Source organism: Streptomyces sp. NPDC094448 (assembly GCF_044763775.1).
GTDB lineage: Bacteria > Actinomycetota > Actinomycetes > Streptomycetales > Streptomycetaceae > Streptomyces.
Window position 1 is genome coordinate 137,502 of record NZ_JBIWGU010000005.1, and the last position, 19,672, is coordinate 157,173.

20 protein-coding genes and 1 pseudogene are annotated in these 19,672 nt (G+C 73.4%); 10 read left to right on the forward strand and 11 right to left on the reverse strand.

What is annotated here, in order from left to right:
* Positions 1-47 precede the first annotated feature (47 nt).
* Positions 48-986 (forward strand): aminoglycoside phosphotransferase family protein, encoded by a 939-nt coding sequence (locus ACIQ9E_RS11555; RefSeq protein WP_403705557.1) that lies wholly within the window; start codon positions 48-50, stop codon positions 984-986.
* Between the two features lie 43 nt (positions 987-1,029).
* A complete protein-coding gene (locus ACIQ9E_RS11560) occupies positions 1,030-1,509 on the forward strand; it encodes a GNAT family N-acetyltransferase (RefSeq protein ID WP_403705560.1) in 480 nt (159 codons plus the stop codon).
* A 95-nt stretch (positions 1,510-1,604) separates the two neighbouring features.
* Here ACIQ9E_RS11560 and ACIQ9E_RS11565 read toward each other — a convergent pair.
* The 3 genes and pseudogenes from ACIQ9E_RS11565 to ACIQ9E_RS11575 form a co-directional block, all read right to left on the reverse strand.
* Positions 1,605-2,146, reverse strand: a pseudogene (locus ACIQ9E_RS11565) (NAD(P)-binding protein).
* A 117-nt stretch (positions 2,147-2,263) separates the two neighbouring features.
* Positions 2,264-2,767, reverse strand: coding sequence for a hypothetical protein (locus ACIQ9E_RS11570; protein WP_403705562.1), 504 nt, complete (start codon positions 2,765-2,767; stop codon positions 2,264-2,266).
* Between the two features lie 146 nt (positions 2,768-2,913).
* Entirely contained in the window at positions 2,914-3,429 is a 516-nt protein-coding gene (locus ACIQ9E_RS11575) for an SRPBCC family protein (protein ID WP_403705565.1), read from the reverse strand.
* 321 nt (positions 3,430-3,750) lie between these two features.
* Here ACIQ9E_RS11575 and ACIQ9E_RS11580 point away from each other — a divergent pair, with 321 nt between their 5' ends.
* The gene (locus tag ACIQ9E_RS11580) at positions 3,751-5,280 is read left to right on the forward strand and encodes an alpha/beta fold hydrolase (protein WP_403705568.1); all 1,530 of its coding nucleotides are present in this window, start codon (positions 3,751-3,753) and stop codon (positions 5,278-5,280) included.
* On the opposite strand, the gene ACIQ9E_RS11585 is transcribed toward ACIQ9E_RS11580, so the two are convergent.
* Together ACIQ9E_RS11585 and ACIQ9E_RS11590 are read right to left on the reverse strand one after the other, a co-directional pair.
* A complete protein-coding gene (locus ACIQ9E_RS11585; protein ID WP_403705571.1) occupies positions 5,175-5,783 on the reverse strand; it encodes a GNAT family N-acetyltransferase in 609 nt (202 codons plus the stop codon). The two genes, ACIQ9E_RS11580 and ACIQ9E_RS11585, sit on opposite strands and share 106 nt — an antisense overlap.
* Before the next feature lie 110 nt (positions 5,784-5,893).
* Positions 5,894-6,301 carry a Rid family hydrolase gene (locus ACIQ9E_RS11590; RefSeq protein WP_403705574.1) on the reverse strand — a complete coding sequence of 136 codons (408 nt, stop codon included), beginning with the start codon at positions 6,299-6,301 and terminating at the stop codon, positions 5,894-5,896.
* Positions 6,302-6,449: 148 nt separating this feature from the next.
* Between ACIQ9E_RS11590 and ACIQ9E_RS11595 the strand changes: the two genes are divergently transcribed.
* Complete coding sequence (locus ACIQ9E_RS11595) at positions 6,450-6,923, forward strand: carboxymuconolactone decarboxylase family protein (protein WP_403705577.1); 474 nt, start codon at positions 6,450-6,452, stop codon at positions 6,921-6,923.
* Between the two features lie 83 nt (positions 6,924-7,006).
* Here the strand turns inward: ACIQ9E_RS11595 and ACIQ9E_RS11600 are convergent, their stop codons facing one another.
* Together ACIQ9E_RS11600 and ACIQ9E_RS11605 are read right to left on the reverse strand one after the other, a co-directional pair.
* Positions 7,007-7,642, reverse strand: a complete 636-nt coding sequence (locus tag ACIQ9E_RS11600) for a response regulator (RefSeq protein ID WP_403705580.1) — start codon at positions 7,640-7,642, stop codon at positions 7,007-7,009.
* Positions 7,639-8,955, reverse strand: coding sequence for a sensor histidine kinase (locus tag ACIQ9E_RS11605; protein WP_403705583.1), 1,317 nt, complete (start codon positions 8,953-8,955; stop codon positions 7,639-7,641). Before ACIQ9E_RS11605 ends, ACIQ9E_RS11600 begins: the two co-directional genes overlap by 4 nt.
* A 240-nt stretch (positions 8,956-9,195) precedes the next feature.
* On the opposite strand from ACIQ9E_RS11605, the gene ACIQ9E_RS11610 reads away from it, so the two are divergent.
* The 3 genes from ACIQ9E_RS11610 to ACIQ9E_RS11620 all read left to right on the forward strand — a co-directional run bounded on the left by ACIQ9E_RS11610 (position 9,196) and on the right by ACIQ9E_RS11620 (position 11,803).
* Positions 9,196-9,753, forward strand: a complete 558-nt coding sequence (locus ACIQ9E_RS11610) for a heme-binding protein (RefSeq protein ID WP_403705586.1) — start codon at positions 9,196-9,198, stop codon at positions 9,751-9,753.
* Positions 9,754-9,848: 95 nt separating this feature from the next.
* Complete coding sequence (locus tag ACIQ9E_RS11615) at positions 9,849-10,079, forward strand: type II toxin-antitoxin system VapB family antitoxin (protein ID WP_403705589.1); 231 nt, start codon at positions 9,849-9,851, stop codon at positions 10,077-10,079.
* Between the two features lie 311 nt (positions 10,080-10,390).
* Positions 10,391-11,803 carry a M1 family metallopeptidase gene (locus ACIQ9E_RS11620; protein ID WP_403705592.1) on the forward strand — a complete coding sequence of 471 codons (1,413 nt, stop codon included), beginning with the start codon at positions 10,391-10,393 and terminating at the stop codon, positions 11,801-11,803.
* A 235-nt stretch (positions 11,804-12,038) separates the two neighbouring features.
* Here the strand turns inward: ACIQ9E_RS11620 and ACIQ9E_RS11625 are convergent, their stop codons facing one another.
* A complete protein-coding gene (locus ACIQ9E_RS11625) occupies positions 12,039-12,614 on the reverse strand; it encodes a TerD family protein (protein ID WP_403705595.1) in 576 nt (191 codons plus the stop codon).
* A gap of 304 nt (positions 12,615-12,918) precedes the next feature.
* Between ACIQ9E_RS11625 and arfB the strand changes: the two genes are divergently transcribed.
* Positions 12,919-13,347 (forward strand): alternative ribosome rescue aminoacyl-tRNA hydrolase ArfB, encoded by a 429-nt coding sequence (gene arfB, locus ACIQ9E_RS11630; RefSeq protein ID WP_403705597.1) that lies wholly within the window; start codon positions 12,919-12,921, stop codon positions 13,345-13,347.
* Positions 13,348-13,415: 68 nt separating this feature from the next.
* Here the strand turns inward: arfB and ACIQ9E_RS11635 are convergent, their stop codons facing one another.
* A complete protein-coding gene (locus ACIQ9E_RS11635; protein ID WP_403706220.1) occupies positions 13,416-13,994 on the reverse strand; it encodes a flavin reductase family protein in 579 nt (192 codons plus the stop codon).
* A 708-nt stretch (positions 13,995-14,702) separates the two neighbouring features.
* Between ACIQ9E_RS11635 and cdgB the strand changes: the two genes are divergently transcribed.
* On the forward strand, positions 14,703-16,388 hold the full coding sequence (cdgB, locus tag ACIQ9E_RS11640) for a diguanylate cyclase CdgB (RefSeq protein WP_403705600.1): 1,686 nt from the start codon (positions 14,703-14,705) through the stop codon (positions 16,386-16,388).
* Positions 16,389-16,747: 359 nt separating this feature from the next.
* Positions 16,748-17,782 carry a CBM35 domain-containing protein gene (locus ACIQ9E_RS11645; protein WP_403705603.1) on the forward strand — a complete coding sequence of 345 codons (1,035 nt, stop codon included), beginning with the start codon at positions 16,748-16,750 and terminating at the stop codon, positions 17,780-17,782.
* Positions 17,783-17,790: 8 nt separating this feature from the next.
* Here the strand turns inward: ACIQ9E_RS11645 and ACIQ9E_RS11650 are convergent, their stop codons facing one another.
* Together ACIQ9E_RS11650 and ACIQ9E_RS11655 are read right to left on the reverse strand one after the other, a co-directional pair.
* Positions 17,791-18,645, reverse strand: a complete 855-nt coding sequence (locus ACIQ9E_RS11650) for a ketose-bisphosphate aldolase (protein WP_403705606.1) — start codon at positions 18,643-18,645, stop codon at positions 17,791-17,793.
* Positions 18,646-18,677: 32 nt separating this feature from the next.
* Positions 18,678-19,604 carry a 1-phosphofructokinase family hexose kinase gene (locus ACIQ9E_RS11655; protein ID WP_403706222.1) on the reverse strand — a complete coding sequence of 309 codons (927 nt, stop codon included), beginning with the start codon at positions 19,602-19,604 and terminating at the stop codon, positions 18,678-18,680.
* Between the last annotated feature and the right edge of the window lie 68 nt (positions 19,605-19,672).

Below are 19,672 nucleotides of genomic sequence, written 5' to 3' on the forward strand. Positions count from 1 at the left end.
GATGGTGCGATCGGTACGACTGTATGCAGGGGGACGGGGCCCTGGAAATGGGGGAATCCGTTGAGCTGCCGGGACGTACCATCGGCCGCATGATCACGGTTCCGGAGCCGCTGGCCGCCGCCCACCGCGACTACGGGACGGAGGCCTCCCGGGCCTTCATCGACGGGGTCGCGGCCCGTGCCGAGGAGTTTCTGGAGCGCTGGGAGCTGACCCCCGCCGGGGATCCGATGCACGGCTTCGTCGCCCTCGTGCTGCCCGTGATCGGCCCGGACGGTACGGAATCCGTACTCAAACTCCAGCCTGTGGACGACGAGACGGCGGGCGAACCGGATGCGCTGCGGGTCTGGGACGGTGACGGGGCGGTCCGCCTCCTCGACCACAATCCGGCGACCGGGACCCTGCTGCTGGAGCGGCTCGACGCGGCCCGCCCGCTCTCCGCCGTCCCCGACACCGCGGAGGCGGTACGGATCCTGGGCACCCTCCTCGCCCGGCTGGGTGCCCGGCCCGCGCCCGCCGGGCTGCGGCGCCTCGGGGACCTCGCGGCGGGCCTGCTGGAGCGGGCGCCGCGGGCCGCGGCGGGCCTTGCCCGCGACGGTGAGCGGCGGCTCCTGCTCGACTGCGCGGCCGCGGTACGGGAAGTGGCGGACGAGCCCGGGGACCGGCTCCTCCACTGGGACCTGCACTACGGCAACGTCCTCGGCTCCGCGCGGGAACCGTGGCTGGCGATCGACCCCAAACCGCTCGCCGGGGACCCGGGATTCGAGCTGCTGCCCGCGCTCACCAACCGCTTCGACCCGGACCCGGCCGCGATCCGCCTCCGCTTCGACCTGCTGACCGAGGCGATCGGCCGGGACGGGGACCGCGAACGGGCGCGGGCCTGGACCCTGGGGCGGGTGCTCCAGTTCTGCCTCTGGGACGTCGAGGACGGTGCGGAGGTGCTGGACGGGGTTCCGGTGACGATTGCGAACGCCCTGCTCGGAAGGTGAAACGGAGTGGCGGGGGCGGGCGGGCGGACCGCATGCTGACGGCATGATCCGTACCGCACAGCCCGCCGACGTGCCCGAGGTCCACCGGATGATCCTCGCCCTCGCCGAACACCAGGGCTACCGCCACGAGGTCCGCGCCACCGAAGAGCATTTGCGCGAGGCCCTGTTCGGTGACACCCCGGCCGTCCACGCCTTCGTCGCCGTCGACGAGGACGGGGCACTCGCCGGCTTCGCGCTCTGGTTCCTCACCTACTCGACCTGGCGCGGGGTCCACGGCATCTATCTGGAGGACCTGTACGTCGACCCCGCGCGGCGCGGCGGCGGCCACGGCAAGGCACTGATCGCCGCACTCGCCAGGACCTGCACCGAACGCGGCTACCAGCGCCTGGAGTGGTCGGTCCTGGACAAACTGGTGCCGACGATCGCGTTCTACCGCTCCCTGGGCGCCCGTCCGCTGGAGGACAGCAAGGTGTTCCGGCTGACGGACACGGAGCTGGAGAAGCTCGCGGCGTACGGAGAGTAGGGGCGGCCCGGCCCCGTACGACAGCAGGGCCGTGCGGCCTGTGCCCGCCGCAAGCCCCCGGGCGTCCGCCCCGTTGGGCGTCCTCCGCGGTGGGCTCAGCCTCCCGTCCGTGCCGTTCGAGCCTGTCGCAGCGCCCGCAGTGCCAGCATCGACGCCGTCAGCGCGCTCGCGAACGACACCTCGCCCAGCAGCCCCGGCGCCGCCACCTGGTCGCCTGCCAGGAACACTCCGTCGCCCCGGTCGACCGCCGGCCGGTCGCGCCACATCGTCCCCGAGCAGCTTCCGCGCCGCCGCGAGGGAGACGGCGACGATCACCGGCCCCCGCCCGGCCGGCAGCTCGTCCACCCGCGCCGAGGTCTCGATCCGTACGCCCAGCTCCCGGGCCCGGTCCGCCATCAGGTCCAGCACCTGCCCCCAGCCCCCCCAGCGGATAGCGGACCTGCGACGGGTCCTCGCTGGTCCGGTACGGGCCGTCGGCCGTCCGGCCCCGGCCGCCGAGGGTGCTGTGGGCTTCGAGGAGCGTGACCTCCGCCCCGGCCTCGGCCGCGGAGATCGCGGCGGTGAGTCCGGCGAGCCCGCCTCCGACGACGGTGATGCGGTCACCCTGCTGCGTACGCCCGACTGCCCTGTCCGTCATGGTTCCGTCCCTTCCCGGTTCCGGCGGCGCCCGGTCGGGGCGTCGTCGGAAGGAGGACGGCGCAGCCCCCGGGATTGTGACAGGGACACGGCCCTCCAGGCGGGGCGGCCGCGGTTGTCAGGAGGGGACGCGGGGGAAACGTGCCTGAAGGTCCCAGATCACCGGGTTGTCGGCGAGCGGCTCGTGCAGTTCGCACAGGTCCGCGATCAGATCGTGCAGAAAGTCCCGGGCCTCGCGCCGCAGCTCGCCGTGGGCGAAGGTGAGCGGTGCCTCGTCCCCGGGCATCCAGTCCGCCTCCACGTCCACCCAGCCGAACCGCCGCTCGAAGAGCATCCGGTCCGCCGACTCGGTGAAGTCCAGCTCCGCGTACTGGGGCCGGGAGGCCCGGCTGCCCAGCGGGTCCCGGTCGAGCCGCTCGGCGATATCGCAGAGCGCCCAGGCGAAGTCGAGGACCGGCACCCATCCCCAGGCTGTGGACAGTTCCCGGTCGGCCTCGGTGTCGGCGAGGTAGACGTCACCGCAGAAGAGATCGTGGCGCAGGGCCGTCACCTCCGCGCGGCGGTAGTCCGTCTGCGGGGGGTCGGGGAAGCGGCGGGAGAGGGAGTAGCCGATGTCGAGCACCAGCCGATGGTGTCATGGACGGTACGCACCTGCGGACCCGAGCCGTCGGGCTCCCCGCCCCCCTCCCCGTCCCCCGTCCCCGTCCCTGAACCCCGCCTTCGCCGCGCCGTAGGCCCGACCACCTCCCGCACGTCCTCCGCCGCCGGTCAGGAGCCGTGCCCGGCCGGGCGCCGCCGGGACTTGCGGACCGCCGTCCGCAGCAGCCGGACGTACGGGCTCCACCGGGCGGGCCGCCCGACCGTTCCCGTACCCGCCCGCTCGGCCCGGTCGAGGGCGTCCTCCAGCACGGCGTCGTGGAGCGGGCGGAAGAACAGCGGCCAGGTCAGACGGGCCGGTCCGTGCGGGACCAGCAGCAGGGTGTGGCGGAGCAGCGTCGTCCCGTCGTCCGCCGGACGGACGGTGAATTCGTGGTGGCCGTCGAAGCCCGAGGGACCGGTGAACCGGAACCGCACCGCACGGCCCGGCTCATGGGCGATGACGGTGTACCGGACCGGTCCGTGCCCACCCGCGGCACCGACCGCGAGCCCGGGCTCCAGCCGCATCCTCGGCCAGTCCGCCACGGGCCACAGCGGGTCGTCCTCCGAAGCAAGGCCGTCCAGAAGTGCGCCGATCCGCTCCGGCGGCGCCGCGATCCGGCGTTCGTGGACGTTCCGTACGGCCATCGGACAACCCTCCCTCCGGGGCCGGTGCGGTCCCGGCCCGCTCCCGCGGCAGGCTACTGCGCGCGGCGCACGGGCACGCGCGGGGAGGGCAAACCCGGGGTTCCGGTTGTGCGCCCGAAGGACGAGAAGAGCGGGCCGCGTCATCGTCGGGAACGACCCTCCGAATCGGCCTCCAGGTGCCTTCAGCCGTACACCACAGGGCAGTTACCGTTCAGTACATCGCGCGATGACCACCTCTCCCCTCCCCGCGCCCGCCGGGGCGCAGCCCGCCCGCGGCACCTCGGCCGGGGAATCCGTACGTCTCCTTGCGAAAGGAACCCCGTGACCACAGCACGACCGGTCCGCACGCGCCGAACCGCGCGCCGGGCCGCAACGGCCGCCGTCACCGCAGCGACCGTCACCGCACTGACAGCGACCCTCACCGCCTGCACGGACGCCGGAGCCGACCGCGAGCAGCCGCGGAACACCACCGCCACGACCGGCGCCCGCACCTCCGCCGCAGCGGGGACCGGGACCGGCATCTCCGCCACGGCCGAAGGCCGCGACACCGGGGTCCGCCCCGCGCCCGGCAGCGGACGGCTCGTCAAGGCCGTCGACCTGCCCGCGGCGGCCCGTCCGCACGGCGGCCCCGGCAAGGCCGTCGAATACACCTCCACCGGTGCGAACGGCCGCAAGGTCACCGTCAGCGGCCTGGTCTTCGCCCCGGCCGGGAAGCCCCCGAAGGGCGGCTGGCCGATGATCTCCCTCGCACACGGGACCGTGGGCAACGCGGACCGGTGCGCCCCCAGCCGCGTGGACGTGGCGACCTACATCGACGATATGGGGATACGGGGGTGGCTCGACCGCGGAGTCGCGGTCGTCGCCACCGACTACGAGGGCCTCGGCAGCCCCGGTCCGCACCCCTATCTGCATGCCCGCAGCGCCGCCTACGGGGTCGCCGACATCGTGCACGCCGCCCGGCAGGCCCAGCCGGGGCTGTCACGGACCTGGGTCGTGATGGGGCATTCCCAGGGCGGGCATGCCGCGATCAGCACGGCGGTGTACGCCACCCGCTATGCGCCCGGACTGGACTTCCGGGGCGCCGTGGCCACCGCGCCGCCGACGACGATGTCGCGACTGGTGTCCGACCGCTCGGACTCCCCGTCGGAGGAGCGGTCCATGCGGACGGCCCTGTACCCCCTCGTCATGGACGGGGTGTCGGCGTTCGACCCGGAACTCGACTTCACACATCTCTACGCGGACCGGGCCCGGCAGCTCGTTCCGACGGCCCGTACGGGATGCCTTGAGGACCTCTTCGGCCAGGTGCGGCAGTCGGGCCTGAACGACCGCACGATGTGGAAGAAGCACCCCGACACCGAACCCGCTCTGATGAACGCCCTCCGCGACCATGTCGACATCCCGGTCGTCGAACTGGACCGACCGCTCTTCATCGGCCAGGGCGCCGAGGACGAGATCGTGCAGGCGCACGTCGTCTCGGCCTATGCGAAGCAACTGCTGAAGGCCGGTTCGGAGGTGACCTACCGCGAGTACCCGGCGGCGGACCATATGACGGTCGTCGCGCAGGCGGAGGCGGAGACCACGGCATGGACCGAGCGGCAGCTCGGACTGAAGCGAGCCGGACCCGGCACACCGGGCGCGCCCGGTGAAACGGCCGTGCCGGTGGAGCCGGAAGCCCCACCGGCACGGACCCGCGGCGCCGGGGTCACCGGCGGCGGAACTCCGCCTCCAGCAGCGCCGCGCGGCGGTCAGACGCCGGACGTGCCCCGCGGCTCGCGCCGCATCGCCCACAGCTTCGGCCCGCCGCCCGGCAGTTCCAGCTCATGGCGGACGGAGAAGCCGAAGTGCTCGTAGACGGGCAGGTTCTCGGGCTTCGACGACTCCAGATACGCGGGCAGACCCGCCGCGTCGGCCTTCGCCAGACCCGAACGCATCAGCGCGCCGCCCTGACCGGTGCCCTGGGCGGCCGGGTCGGCGCCGATCAGCGCCAGATACCAGTGCGGCTCCTGCGGGGTGTGCCGCGCGGCCGTTTCCACGGCCTCCTTGAACAGCCCGGCGCGATCGCCGAGCAGTTCCGTCAGCTGCCGGATGGTCTCGCCGTCCGGCACCGCCTTGTCCTGCGCCTCCGGCGGCACCCAGAAGGCGGCGGCGTCCGCGGTCCGCTCGCAGACGGCGTTCATGGCGTACTGGCGGGTGAAGATCGTGCTGAAGTAGCGGCCGAGGGTCTCCTCGCGGGAGGCGTCATCGGGGAAGAACCAGCGCATCATCGGGTCGGTGCCGAAGGCGCGGGCCAGGGAAACACTGATCGTCGCCGCGTCGTCGGCGGTGGCCGACTGCGGCATGTGCTCGATTGCCATAGATGCATTCTGCATCCGGCTGTTTTCGCAGCTCGGGCGGGGTGGTGGTGGGGAGTTGGGGCGCGGGGCCGGCCGGGGTGCGGGGTCCTGCGCGGTGCGTCCGGGGCGGGTCAGCCCCCGGCTCCGTCGAGAACCGCGTCGACCTCGATCTCGACCAGCCAGTCCGGTTCGATGAACCGCGACACCTCCACGAAGGTGCACGCCGGGCGGATCTCCGAGAACCGCTCCCCGTGCGCCCGCGCGGCCTCCCGCCAGCGCGTCACATCCGTGAGCATGATCCGCGTCCGTACGACATCGGCGGCGGAGGCGCCCGCCGCCTCCAGCGCGGCCTGGGCGATGTCGAGACAGCGCACGGTCTGCGCGTACACGTCGCCCGGGGCCGCCGTCGTCCCGTCGGCCGCGATCGGAGCCGTACCGGCCACGACGACGTAGTCGCCCGTGCGGACCGCCCGCGAGAATCCGATCTCCGCTTCGAAGGGCGAGCCCGAAGGCACTGTCTGCCGCTGAGTTCCCATCATTCCAAGATCCCCTGTGCGAGGTGGCGTTGAAACCCGTACGGCCCGGTAACGGGGGGAGAGACGGCCGTCACAGACCGGAGCTGTCACACCGGAGGAGCGGGCGCCGTCCTATGGGCACAACGCCGGATCCAAGACGGAGGACACACCCATGAATCCCCGTGTGAACATGGCCGATAGCCCGGTCGCCCGCCAGATGTCGAAGGCCTTCGGCACGATCACGAAGGCGGTCTCGGCCTCGGGCCTGCCGCGCGCGGTGCAGGCGCTGGTGATGATCCGCGCCAGTCAGATCAACGGCTGCGGCTTCTGTGTCGACATGCACACCAAGGACGCGACCGCGGAGGGGGAGACGGCCCAGCGCCTCCATCTGGTCGCGGTCTGGCGGGAGGCGACGGTCTACAGCGACGCCGAACGCGCCGCCCTGGAACTGGCCGAGCAGGGCACCAGGATCGCCGACGCGGCCGGCGGGGTGCCGGACGAGGTCTGGGCGGACGCCGCCAAGTGCTACGACGAGGAGCAGCTCAGCGGTCTGGTGGTGCTGATCGCCATGATCAACGCGGCGAACCGGACACAGGTGATGACGCGGCAGCCCGCGGGCGGCTACGTGGTGGGCCAGTTCGGCTGACGGTCCGACCCCGCCCCCGCCTCCGCCTCCGGAGCGCCGGACTTCCGGGCCCGTGCCGCCGCGCGCCCCGCGCGCCCCGCGCGCTACGGCAGCAGCCGGCGTTCCTTCGCCACCGCGACCGCGCCCGCCCGGGTGTCGACGCCCAGCTTCGCGTAGATCCGGCCCAGATGGGTCTTCACCGTCGCCTCGCTGATGAACAGCGCCCGCGCGATGTCCCGGTTGCCGAGCCCCCGCGCCAGCTGGCCGAGGATGTCCGTCTCGCGGTCCGTCAGCGAGGGGCGGCCCGTGCCGCGGAGGTGGTCCATGACCCGGGTGGCGACCGGAGCGGAGAGCGTCGTACGGCCCCGGGCCGCCGAGTGGATCGCGGTGAACAGCTCCTCCGGGCGCTCCGCCTTCAGCAGATAGCCCGTCGCGCCCGCCTCGATGGCACGGGTGATGTCCGCGTCCGTGTCGTACGTCGTCAGCACGAGCACATGCACCCCGGGCATCGACGGCGCGGACGCGATCCGCCGGGTCGCCTCGACCCCGTCGATCCCCGGGCCGAGCTGGAGGTCCATCAGGACGACGTCCGGGAGCAGCTTCGCCGCCATCGCGACGGCCTCGTCGCCGCTGCCCGCCTCCCCGACGACCTCGATGTCCGGGGCGCTGCCGAGCAGGGCGAGCAGTCCGGCGCGGACCACGGCGTGGTCGTCGCACAGCAGGATCCGTACAGGGGTCACGTCCGCTCCAGGGGGATCGCGGCGGACACGACGGTGCCTTCGCCGGGGGTGGATTCGACGGTCAGGACACCGCCGAGCCGGCCGGCCCGGGCCCGCATCGCGGCGATGCCGTGGCCGCGGTGCCGGGGCCCGGCACCGGGCACCGTGGCGGCGGGCGCGGGACCGGGTGCAGGACCCGGCGCGGGACCGGGCGCGGCGGTGGGCAGTTCCGCCGCCGGAAAGCCGCGGCCGTCGTCCGCGACGTCCAGAAGCACCTGATCCCCCAGATGAGTCAGGGTGATCGTGGCCAGGGACGCCGCCGCATGCTCCCGTACATTCGCCAGCGCGCCCTGCGCGATCCGCAGCAGCTCCGACTGGACCCGGGCCGGCAGCGGCGCCGCCGGAGCCCCGTCGACCAGGACCCGCACCCGCAGCGCCCCGTCGGACTCGCGCCCCGCGAGCGCCCGCAGGGCCTGCGCGAGACCGCCGCCCTCCGCCAGATCCGCCGGGGCCAGGTCGTGGACGAAGCGGCGGGCCTCGGCGAGGCTGCGCTCCGCGATGGACTCGGCGGTACGGACATGGCCGCGCGCGGTCGCCGGATCGCTGTCCCAGGTCCGCTCCGCCGCCTGGAGCAGCATCTGCTGGCTGGACAGGCCCTGCGCGAGGGTGTCGTGGATCTCCATCGACAGCCGCTGGCGCTCCGCGAGGGTGCCCTCCCGCCGCTCGGTCGCGGCCAGCTCGCGCCGGGTCCTGATCAGATCGTCGACCAAGGCCCGCAGCCGGTCGGCCTGGCGGCGCATATAGAGGAACACCCCGGTCGCCAGCGCCGCCACCGTCGGCGGCAGCAGAAACAGATTGGGGTCGATGCCGGTGCGGAGCTGCCACTCCGCGTAGACGACCAGGGTGCTCAGTACGGCGACGAGCGCGAGCGCGCCGCGTTCGGGCAGGGCCCGCAGCCCGGTGTAGATCAGCGGTACGGCGCACCAGGCGAAACTGGGCGCCAGCAGGACCACGACCACCCAGCAGCCGACGCTCAGCCCGAACCGCAGCAGCTCGGCCCGGCGCGCCCCGGCACGGCCCGCCCGGGGGGTGAGCCGCGGTCCGGCGAGCTGGAGCACGGCGAGCGCGGCACTCAGCCCGATCACCCAGGGCAGCCGCGGGCTGTCGGGGTGGTTGAGCAGGAAGCGGAGGAGGGCGCCGCAGAGGAGGGTGAGGAAGGCGACGTTCATCAGGGCGTCGAGCCACCGGTCGTCCCGGCGCGCCCCGCGCTCCGCGCCGTCCCGGCTCCCGGGCGCTGTCGGCGGGGCCGGGCCCGCGGCGGCGTCGCGCTTCATGCTGTTCGGTCGTCCTTACGTACGTGCCGGAGGTGAACCGGTCCCTGTCCCCGCATCGTGACCCGCGCGCGCCGGTCCCGCATCAGCCGATCGGCCGACCCTCCCGTCATCCATCATGCACGCGGTGACGAGCCGGTACGCCGACGGTCGCGGCCCGTGACCGGCACCAGGATCGAAGGCAGACGGGTCGAGCCGACCCGGGAACCGCAGGAACCCCACCCGCAGCCAGGAGCCACGACCATGAAGAAGATGTCGATCCGCGCCCGTGTCGTCGCCGGTACCGTCGCCGCCGTCGCGATCAGCGCCGGGACGTTCGGCGCGGTGTCCGCGAGCGCCTCGGCCCCCGCCGCCGAATCCCGCGCCGCGGTCAAGGCCGACACCCACAACCGCAACCTTCAGCAGACCACGCACCTGACGATCGACGCCGCGACCAAGGCCGCGCAGGCCTCGCTGGACGCGGCCGAGCGCGCCGGGCAGCGGGTCACCGTCGCCGTCGTGGACCGCAACGGCAACACCGTCGTCACCCTCCGCGGCGACGGCGCGGGCCCGCAGTCCTACGAGTCCGCCGAGAAGAAGGCGTTCACCGCCGTCTCGTGGAACGCCCCGACCTCCGAGCTGGTCAAGCGGCTGGAGAGCACCCCGAACCTGAAGGACATCCCCGGCACCCTCTTCCTGGGCGGCGGCGCGCCGGTCCAGGCCAAGGGCGCCCCCATCGCGGGCATCGGCGTCGCGGGCGCCCCGTCCGGCGCCCAGGACGAGGAGTTCGCGAAGGCGGGCATCGCGGCCCTGGGCCGCTGACGCGCCCCGAGCCGCCCGCCATCCGGTCCCGCCCTTCCCCGGGGGCGGGCCCGGATGCTGCTGCCGCCGGTCGGACGCGGCCTAGGGTGAGCGTCATGACAGTGACCCGCATCGAGATCGACACCGAGCTTCTTGCACGTGTCCTGGCCCTGTCCAAGGCCAGGACGGAGAGCGAAGCAGTTCATCTCGCCCTGGTCGCCTACATCAACCAGGTCGGCCGACAGGAAGTCGCGAAGGGCAGCCGCTGCCCCTTCGAGCGCGCGCGAACACGGGGCGCGGTCGAGCACGCGGAACGTCGGCACGAGTTGGACAAGCGGAACAGATGATCCCGCGGCCCCGCGGCCGAGTGCAGCGCCCTGACACGGCGGGCTCCCGGCCGGTGGCTCGGCCGTGAGGTGCGCGGACCCCGGTGCTGCGACCGGAGAGTCCCGCTTGGGCCGCGACGGCCTAGGCCGTGTCTGACAAATCCCGTCTGGCCCGCGACGCCCGGCACGCACACTCGCTGCGTTGTCGGGATTTCCCGAGTACGTCCAGTACGAGGGAAACCCTCCGCCTTGCGATTGCACGCACCGGACGCCGCAGGCCCCGCCCTACGGGCGGACGACGTTATTTGTCAGACACGGCCTAGGATCGGCCCATGTCCCGGTTGCCTCGGCCCGTGTCCGCCGTCTGCCGGTCCGCCCTGGTCTGTGCCGTGGCGGGCGCGCTCGCCCTCACCGCCTGCACCGGCACCCCGCAGGGGACCGGTCGGCCCGGGGCCGCCGGGCTGGGGGACGACCTTTTTCCGCGGCTCGGCAACGGCGGATACGACGTACGGCACTACACCCTCGCCCTCGACTACGACCCCGCCGCCCGGCGGCTCTCCGGAACCGCCGAGATCCTCGCCCGCGCCGGGCAGGAGCTGAGCGCCTTCAACCTCGACCTGCACGGCCTCAAGGTCGACGGGGTGACCGTCGACGGCAGGGCGGCCGCCGCCGTGAACCGGAGCGGGGACGAACTCACGATCCGGCCGCGCGACGGCATCCGCCGGGGTGCCCTCTTCCGTACCGCCGTCCGCTACTCCGGCACCCCGCGCACCGTCACCGACGCCGACGGCTCCGAAGAGGGCTGGCTGCCCAACCGCGGCGGGGCGCTCGCGCTGGGGGAGCCCGCGGGCTCGGCCGCCTGGTTCCCCGGCAACCACCACCCCTCCGACAAGGCCGGCTACGAACTCGCCATCACCGTCCCCCGGGGGCTGAAGGCCGTCTCCAACGGCGAACTCGTCCGGGAGACCACGAACGCCCGCGGCGCGACCACCTTCGTCTGGCGGTCCGCCGAACCGATGGCGTCCTATCTGGCGACCGTCGCGATCGGACCGTACGAGCTGATCCGCACCCGCACCCCTGACGGACTGCCCGTCGTCTCCGCGGCCGATCCGGCCGTGGCGGGGCCGACCCGCGCGGTCACCGACCGGATCCCGGAGTTCCTCGCCTGGGCGGTGGGCCGCTTCGGCCCGTACCCCTTCTCGTCCGCCGGGACGATCGCGGTACGGGACGGGGACGCGGGCTACGCCCTGGAGACGCAGGGCCGCCCGGTCGTTCCGGCCGGGATGTACGACGTCCCCACCGTCGTCCATGAACTCGCGCACCAGTGGTACGGCAACTCCGTCTCCCCGGCCGCCTGGCGGGACATATGGCTCAACGAGGGCTTCGCCACCTACGCGGAGTGGCTGTGGGCGGAGGACCGGGAGAAGGTCCCCGCCGGGCGGGCCTTCGACGAGGCCTTCGCCTCCGACGACAACTGGGCCTTCCCGCCCGCCGATCCGCCCGGCCCGGCGCGGATCTCGGACGCCCCGGTGTACGGGCGGGGTGCGATGGTGCTCCACAAGGTGCGGCAGACGGTGGGCGACCGGGCGTTCTTCGCGCTGCTGCGGGGCTGGCCGGAGAAGTACCGGCACGGCAACGCCTCGACCGCCGACTTCACCGCCTATGCGGAGGCGGTGACGGGGAAGGACCTGGACGCGGTCTGGGACGTCTGGCTGTACGGGAAGAAGCGCCCGGCCCGGCCGTGAGACGCCCGCCCTGCCCCTTTCCGCCCCGGGCCCCGGGCAGCGGACGGCCCCGGCAGCCGCCCCCGTCCGGGGACCGGACCGGAACCACCGCCGGGGCCAAACGTTTCGCCGGAGCCGGAGCCGGAGCCGGAGCCGGAGCCGGAGCCGGAGCCGGAGCCGGAGCCGGAGCCGGAGCCGGAGCCGGAGCCGGAGCCGGAGCCGGAGCCCGGACCGGCCCCGGCGGGCACCGCTCGGATCAGAGGTTGACGCCGAAGTCGCGGGCGATGCCCTCCAGACCCGCGGCATACCCCTGGCCCACCGCGCGGAACTTCCACTCCGCGCCGTTGCGGTACAGCTCGCCGAAGACCATGGCGGTCTCCACGGCGGCGTCCTCGCTGAGGTCGTACCGGGCGATCTCGGCGCCGCCCGCCTGGTTGATGATCCGGATGTAGGCGTTCCGCACCTGGCCGAAGTTCTGGGCGCGGGTGACGGCGTCGTAGATGGAGACCGGGAAGACGATCTTGTCGACATCGGCGGGCAGGCCCGCGAGGTTGACGCTGATCTGCTCGTCGTCCCCGCCGCCCTCACCCGTGCGGTTGTCGCCGGTGTGGACGATGGTTTGGTCCGGCGTCGAGCGGTTGTTGAAGAAGACGAAGTGGGCGTCGGACGCGACCTTGCCCGCGCCGTTGACCCCGATCGCGGAGGCGTCGAGGTCGAAGTCCGTGCCGGTGGTGGTGCGGACGTCCCAGCCGAGGCCGACGGTGACGGCGGTCAGGCCCGGCGCCTCCTTGGTGAGCGAGACGTTGCCGCCCTTGGTCAGGCTTACTGCCATTGGGACATCCCCTTTGTTTCGCGTCGTTGCCGAGTCTCGGGTCCCGGACCGCCGGGTCCGGGCCGCTCGGGCTGAGCCTCGTGGCCGAAGCTATCCCCAACCCCCATAACGCCGGGAGACCGGTGCCGGGTTCCATGCCCGCCCGGCTTTCCGGGACCGCAGGCGGAACCGGTGGCACACGGGACACCGACCGTGGGGAGCAGGGGAGCAGGGGAGCAGGGGAGCAGGGGAGCAGGGGTACGCGACCGGGCGCGTACCGGAAACCGGGGTGACGGGGACCGGGTGCGCGGGGGACCATGGAGTCATGTCCGGGCCCTATGTCATCCGCGGTTCGGTCTCCCTGCCGGAGGCCGAGCTGATGTGGCGTTTCTCCAGATCGTCGGGGCCCGGCGGCCAGCACGTCAACACCAGCGACTCCCAGGTGGAGCTGCGCTTCGATCTGGCGGCCACGGACGCGCTGCCGCAGGTCTGGAAGGACCGCGCGCTGGAGCGGCTCGCGGGGCGGCTCGTCGGCGGGGTGGTCTCCGTGCGGGCGTCGGAGCACCGGTCCCAGTGGCGCAACCGGGAGACGGCGGCCGTGCGGCTGGCGTCGCTGCTGGCGGAGGCGACGGCCCCGCCGCCGAAGCCGCGCCGGGCTTCGCGCATTCCGCGCGGTATCAACGAGCGGCGGCTGCGGGAGAAGAAGCAGCGCGCCGAGACCAAACGCGGGCGTACGGGCCGGGACTGGTCCTGACGGTACGGGCTCCGGCCACTGCGGGACCGGGTGGTACGGCTCCCGCGACGCCGCCGGGCCCGGCGGCGTCAGCCCAGATGCCGGTAGCGGCCCCGGAAGTACATCAGCGGGCCGCCCTCCGCGCTCGGCACGCCGACCTCCAGGACCCGGCCGATCACCAGTGTGTGGTCCCCGGCGGGCACGCGCTGCTCCGTGCGGCACTCCAGGGTCGCCAGGGCGCCGCCGACCAGCGGGGCGCCGCTGACGGTGCCCCGCCGGTACGGGATGTCCTCGAAGAGCAGCCGGTCGCTGAGCCGGCCCTTCATGGCGAACCGGCCCGCGATATGCCGCTGGCTCTCGGCGAGGACCGAGACGGCCCAGAGCGGCTGTTCGGCCAGCAGATCGTCCATCCGGGAGCCGTTGCGCAGGCTCACCATCACCAGCGGCGGGTCCAGCGACACCGAGACGAACGCGGTGGCCGTCATCCCGGCGTCCTCGCCGTGCGGCCCGGCGTCCTCGTCGAACGCGGTCACCAGGACCACGCCCGCGGCCAGCTTGGCCATGGCGGCGCGGAAGTCGTCGTTGCTCACCCCCTCAGCATGCGGGATGCCGGGGGCGGGAACGGGCCCGGAAGCGGAGGCCGCGGCAGTCGCGGGGGTTGTCTGCAGCACACACGGAACGCTAACCGGCCACCCGGGCGCCCCGCATCGGCCCCCGGGGGCTGCCTTGGTCCTAGGACCAAGGTCCCGCCGCAGCTCAACGGCCCGAACCAGGGGTCACGGCCGACCCGCCCGGCCCTCCAGCCCCATCCGGTACACCGCCATGACGGGTCTCCGGACCGTCTCCGCGCTCCGCCGCCCTCCGCCGGGCCGCCCCCGGACCGCCCCCGGGACCGATCGGATCCACGCGCCCGGCCCTCCGCCGGGCCGCCCGGACCACCGCCCCGGCGTCCGGAACCGTACGCCGCCCGACCGCTCCCGGCCGGTCCGCGAGACCGCCCCTCCGACCGCCCCCGCACCCCTCAGGACCGCTGGTACACCGCCGATACGGGGTGTTCCGCGCGCCCCCGCCGCGCCCTCGGGCGCGCTCCCGCACCCCCTTCTCACCCTCCGCACAGTTGGCTGATTTGCGTTCTGAAAACGCTGGTAAGAGCCAAAAGCACATCCCCGCACAAGCCGGATACTCTCAACCGACAATGTGACTTGAGTCACAGAGGGCGGTATTTGTTGACCCTGTGTACCGGGTGGACAGCTCGCTGTGATTCAGTGGCCGGGAAACCGTGCCAAGGACCGGGCGCGGACGACCGTACGCACACCGATGCACGAAGGCCGAAGAGATACCTGGAGTCTGCTGTCGAGGTCTCGGGGAGAGCGAGCATGGAGACCGAGTCGGAGCCCTACGTCCGCCTTGCGACCTTGCGGCAGTTGCACAAGGTGGTGGCCGAGCTGAACGGAGCCGGCAGCCTCGCCGACACGCTCCAGAACGTGGCCGACGGCGTGGTGACCGGCCTCGGCTACGAACTCGCCTGTGTCAACCTCGTCCGCTCCGACGGCGATCTCGTCGTCGCCGCCTTCGCGGGCAGCGCCGCCGCCGAGGCCCTCATCACCGGCCGGGTCGGCCCCCGTGCCTCCTGGGACCGCCGGCTCTCCATGGGGGAGGCCTGGGGCGAACTGCGGTTCATCCCGCACACCGAGGGCTGGGTCCTCATCGAGGACGACGTCCCCCAGTGGCACACCGAGGGCCCCGAGCCCCGGTTCGAGGACGAATGGCACCCCCGCGACCGCCTCTACGCGCCCATGTACGGTTCCGGCGGCGGCCGTGAACTCCTCGGCGTGATCTCCGTCGACCGTCCCCGCAACGGCCGCCGCCCCGGCCCCTGGGGCCAGGAAGCCCTCCAGACGTACGCCTCCCAGGCGGCCATCGCGATCAGCAACGCCCGGCTCCGAGCAAATATGCAAAGGGCGCTGGTCCGGCTGGAACGCGAACAGCAGGCGCTCCGCTCCAGCGAGGAGTCCTTCCGCCAGGCCTTCGAGTACGCGCCCAGCGGTATGGCCATCGCCGAGATGGGCGGCGACCAGCACGGCAGGCTGCTCCGCACCAACGACGCCCTCTGCCGCCTCCTCGGCCGCCCCGCCTCCGTACTGCGCCGCTACTCCTTCGCCGACCTCGTCCACCCCGAGGACGTCGGAACCCTGCTGCGCACCTCGGCCGAGGGCGGCCGGGCCGAGATACGCCTCGGCCGCCGCGACAGCACCTATGTCTGGGTCTCCCTCCGCAACTCGGTCGTCGCCGACACCGCCGACGGCCCGCGCTTCCTCCTCACCCATGTCGAGGACATCGAGGACCGCAAGCGCCATGAGCTGGCCCTCGCCCACCGCGCCTCCCACGACGCCCTCACCGGCCTGCCGAACAGCGCCGAGCTGCGGTCCCGGCTGAGCGCCAAGCTCTGCGAGCGGCCCGGGACGGTCCGGGTCCCGTCGGCCGGGCCCCCGCCGGGCGCCGGCCCCGGCCCGTACGACTACGAATTCGACGGCTCCTACGAGTACGACTACGAGGCCGACACCGAGGCGATCTTCAACACCGAGGGCTACTCCTTCGGCCACTCCGGCAACCCCTACGACCACCATGTCCATGTCGTGGCGCCCGAGAGCGACGACGACGGCACCAAGGGCCTCGCGGTCCTCTTCTGCGACCTCGACGGTTTCAAGTCGATCAACGACCGGTTCGGTCACCAGGCGGGCGACGAGGTGCTGATCGAAGTCGCCCGGCGGCTGACGACCGGCGTCCGCGAGGGCGACACCGTCGCCCGGCTCGGCGGTGACGAGTTCGTGGTCCTCGCGGACGGGCTCGGCGTCGCGGACGCGGCCGACCTCGCCGCGCGCCTGCGGAACGCGATCATCCTGCCGATCCGGGCGGGCGGCCGCGCGGTCCGGGTCGGCGCCAGCTTCGGCATCGGCTGGGCGAGCTGCGGAATGAGCGTGGACGCGGTGCTGACCTCGGCGGACGAGCGGATGTACGTGGAGAAGCGGTCCCGCTCGAAGGTGCACCGGCGTGCGGGCTGACCCGGCGGGCCGCCGCGACCGGCGGGGAGAGCCGCACCGGGCGGGCCCGGCGGGCCGCCGCTCCCACCGGGCCGGGCGGGCGGACGGCCCCGCCCCGGGGACCGGCCCCGGGACCCGCCCCTACCATCCGGCGCGCTCCGTATGCCACTTGCGCCGCGTCTGTATCACTCCTGTGCCCAACCCCTCATTGACCCGGTATCCAACAGCCGTACGCTCTGAGGGAGAAGCGGGTAAGCGGACCCCGGCCGGGCGCCCGCCCGTCCGTACGATCACGGTCAACACCGACGGATCGGTTCATTCGAACCGGGTAGGCTCGCCGCGTCGGCGTACCGCCGGCGACATGGTGAGGAGTGACAGGGATGACGGCCGCGAACAACGGCGGTAGCGCGCCGAACGGCAGCACGCCCGAGGACGACGACCCGTTCGGCTACCTGTACGAGGACGGGCAGGCCGCGGGTGCGACCCGGCCCGGCGGCGGCCAGGGGCGCGGAGGCTACGGCTACCCGGGACCGGCCCAGCCGGGCGTCCCGAGGACGTCGTACAACCAGGTCCGCGCGGTCGGAGAGCGCCAGTACGGTCACCACCAGGGCGCCCCGCACGCCGGCTACGGACAGCAGCAGTACGCCCAGCACCAGCAGCAGCCCTACGCCCAGCCGAACCCGCAGTACGCGGCGCCGGAGACCTACCCCGGCGGCGGGGCGCCCGGCCACCCCGGCAGCGGTCCCGACACCGTCGCCTCGGGCGGCGGCCGGGGCCGGGGCCGCGGCCCCAACAACAAGGGTCTGCTGATCGGCGCCCTGGCCGTGGTCGCGGTCGTGGTGGCCGGGATCACCGTCGCCGTTCTCTCCAACGAGAACGACAAGAAGGACAACACGACCAACAGCCAGAACTCCGGCAACACCGGGCCCAGCCCCTCCGCGGACGAGCCGGACGACAAGCCGACCGAGCCCAAGGAGGGCGAGGGCGACGACTCCGGGAAACTCCCCAAGCAGGACGCCGTCACCCTGAAACTGGGCGGCGCGGCGGAGTCCGGCACCGGAATCAAGGGCGCGGAAGGCACCGGCGGGGCCTATGTCACCAACTTCAACCAGGTCGGCGCCTCGGTGACCTGGAAGGCGGGCATCAAGGAAGCGGGCACGTACAAGCTGTACATCCGCTACACGATCCCCATGAAGGATGCCAACGCCACCCTCTCGATCAACGGCAAGCCGAACTCCAACGCGATCCGGCTGCACAACTTCCGCGGCTCGACGGACCCGGCGCTGGAGAACAACTGGCAGACCACCTGGACCCAGATGAAGCTCCAGAAGGGCCAGAACGAAATCAAGATCTCCTGCGAGACCGGAAACCAGTGCGATGTGACCCTCGACTGGCTTGAGGTCCGCCGCGGCTGAGCCCCGCCTCACACCACCGGCAGCAGCCCCAGGAAGTCCGCCACCGTCCCGGCCATCGCCTCGCGAGCCGGGACGAGGTGTTTCCTGGGGTCGACCGTGTCCGGGCGGGCCGCCAGGGACTCCCGTACCGCCGCCGTGAACGCGGTGTTCAGCGCCGTCCCCACGTTGATCTTCACCATTCCGGCGGCGATCGCGGCCCGGATCTCGGTGTCCGGGACACCCGAGGAGCCGTGCAGCACCAGCGGCACCGGGACCGCTTCCCGCAGCCGCCGGATCAGCCCGTGGTCCAGGGCCGCCGTCCGCTCCGTCATCGCGTGCGAGGAGCCGACCGCGACGGCCAGCGCGTCCACCCCGGTCCGCGCGACATAGCCGGTCGCCTCGTCCGGATCGGTCCGTACCCCGGGGGTATGGGCGTCCAGCGCCGGCTCGCCCTCCTTCCCGCCGACCCGGCCCAGCTCCGCCTCCACCCAGATACCGTGCCGGTGCCCGTAGGCGGTCATCTTGGCGGTCAGGGCGACGTTCTCGTCGTACGGCAGCACCGACGCGTCGAACATCACGGAGCCGAAGCCCTCGCCGGGCGCCGCCTCCAGCAGCCCGGGGGTGACGACATGGTCCAGATGGAGCCCCAGCGGTGCCGTGGACGCGCGGGCGACGGCGGCGGTGGCCGCGGCGATGGGGGAGAGCCGGCCGCCGTGGAACCGTACGGCGTTCTCGGAGATCTGGAGGATCGCGGGGCGCCCCGCGCGCTCCGCCCCCGCGGCGACGGCCTCGGCATGCTCCAGCGTGATCACATTGAACGCGACGACGCCGGTCCCGGCCGCGGCGGCCGCCTCGACGAGTTCCCGCGTATGGACGATCGGCATGAGTCCCCCTGAGCTTCTGTGCGCTTTCTGTACTAGCGGTGCTCCGTGCGTTCGGTGACGGAGACGTCGGGGAGGAGCCGCTCGTAAGCGGCCGCGTCGAACTCGCCCGCGGCCGGAGCCAGCACGGTCGCCGCCGACAGGGCGACGGCCCGCGCCAGCTGCTCGGGCCAGGTCAGCCCTTCGACGAGCCCCGCCAGCAGCGCGGCGACCGCGGAGTCACCGGCACCGGTCGGGTTGCCCCGGACCGGCGCGGGCGGGGTGGCCTGCCAGACGCCGTCCGGCGTGGCGGCGAGCAGCCCGTCGGGGCCGAAGGACGCGGCCACCGCACGGGCGCCGCGGCGCCGGGCGCCCAGCACGGCGCGCACCGGTTCGCGGGCGCCGGTCAGCCGGGCCAGCTCGTCGGCGTTGGGCTTGACCAGGTCGGGGCGGGCGGCGATACCGCGCCGCAGGGGTTCGCCGTCGCTGTCGAGCAGGACCGGCACACCGGCGGCGCGCGCCCGGCGGACCAGTTCGGCGTAGGCGCCGACATGGATACCGGGCGGCAGGCTGCCGCAGAGGGCGACCGCGCGGGCGTCCCGGAGCAGGGCGTCGTACGCATCGAGGAAACGGGCCCACTCGGCGGGTGAGACGGCCGGTCCGGGCTCGTTGAACTGGGTGGTGCTGCCGCTCGCGGTGTCGACGACGGCGACCGTCCGCCGGGTGGCACCTTCGACGGGCACCAGCGCGTCGTGCGGGGCGAGGGGTGCGAGCAGCTCGCGCAGAACCGTTCCCGCCGGGCCCCCGGCGAATCCGGTGACCACGGTCTCGTGGCCGAGGGCGGCGAGCACCCGGGCGACGTTGACGCCCTTGCCGCCGGGGCGCTCGCGGACGTCGGAGACGCGGTGCGTGGTGTGCGGGGCGAGGGCGGGGACCCGGTAGGTGATATCGAGGGCGGCGTTGAGGGTGACGGTCAGTATCACCATGGCGGGCACCACCCCTTCGGCTCGGTCGTCGTCCGGGTACGGTCCTGATCATGCCAAAAGGTGGG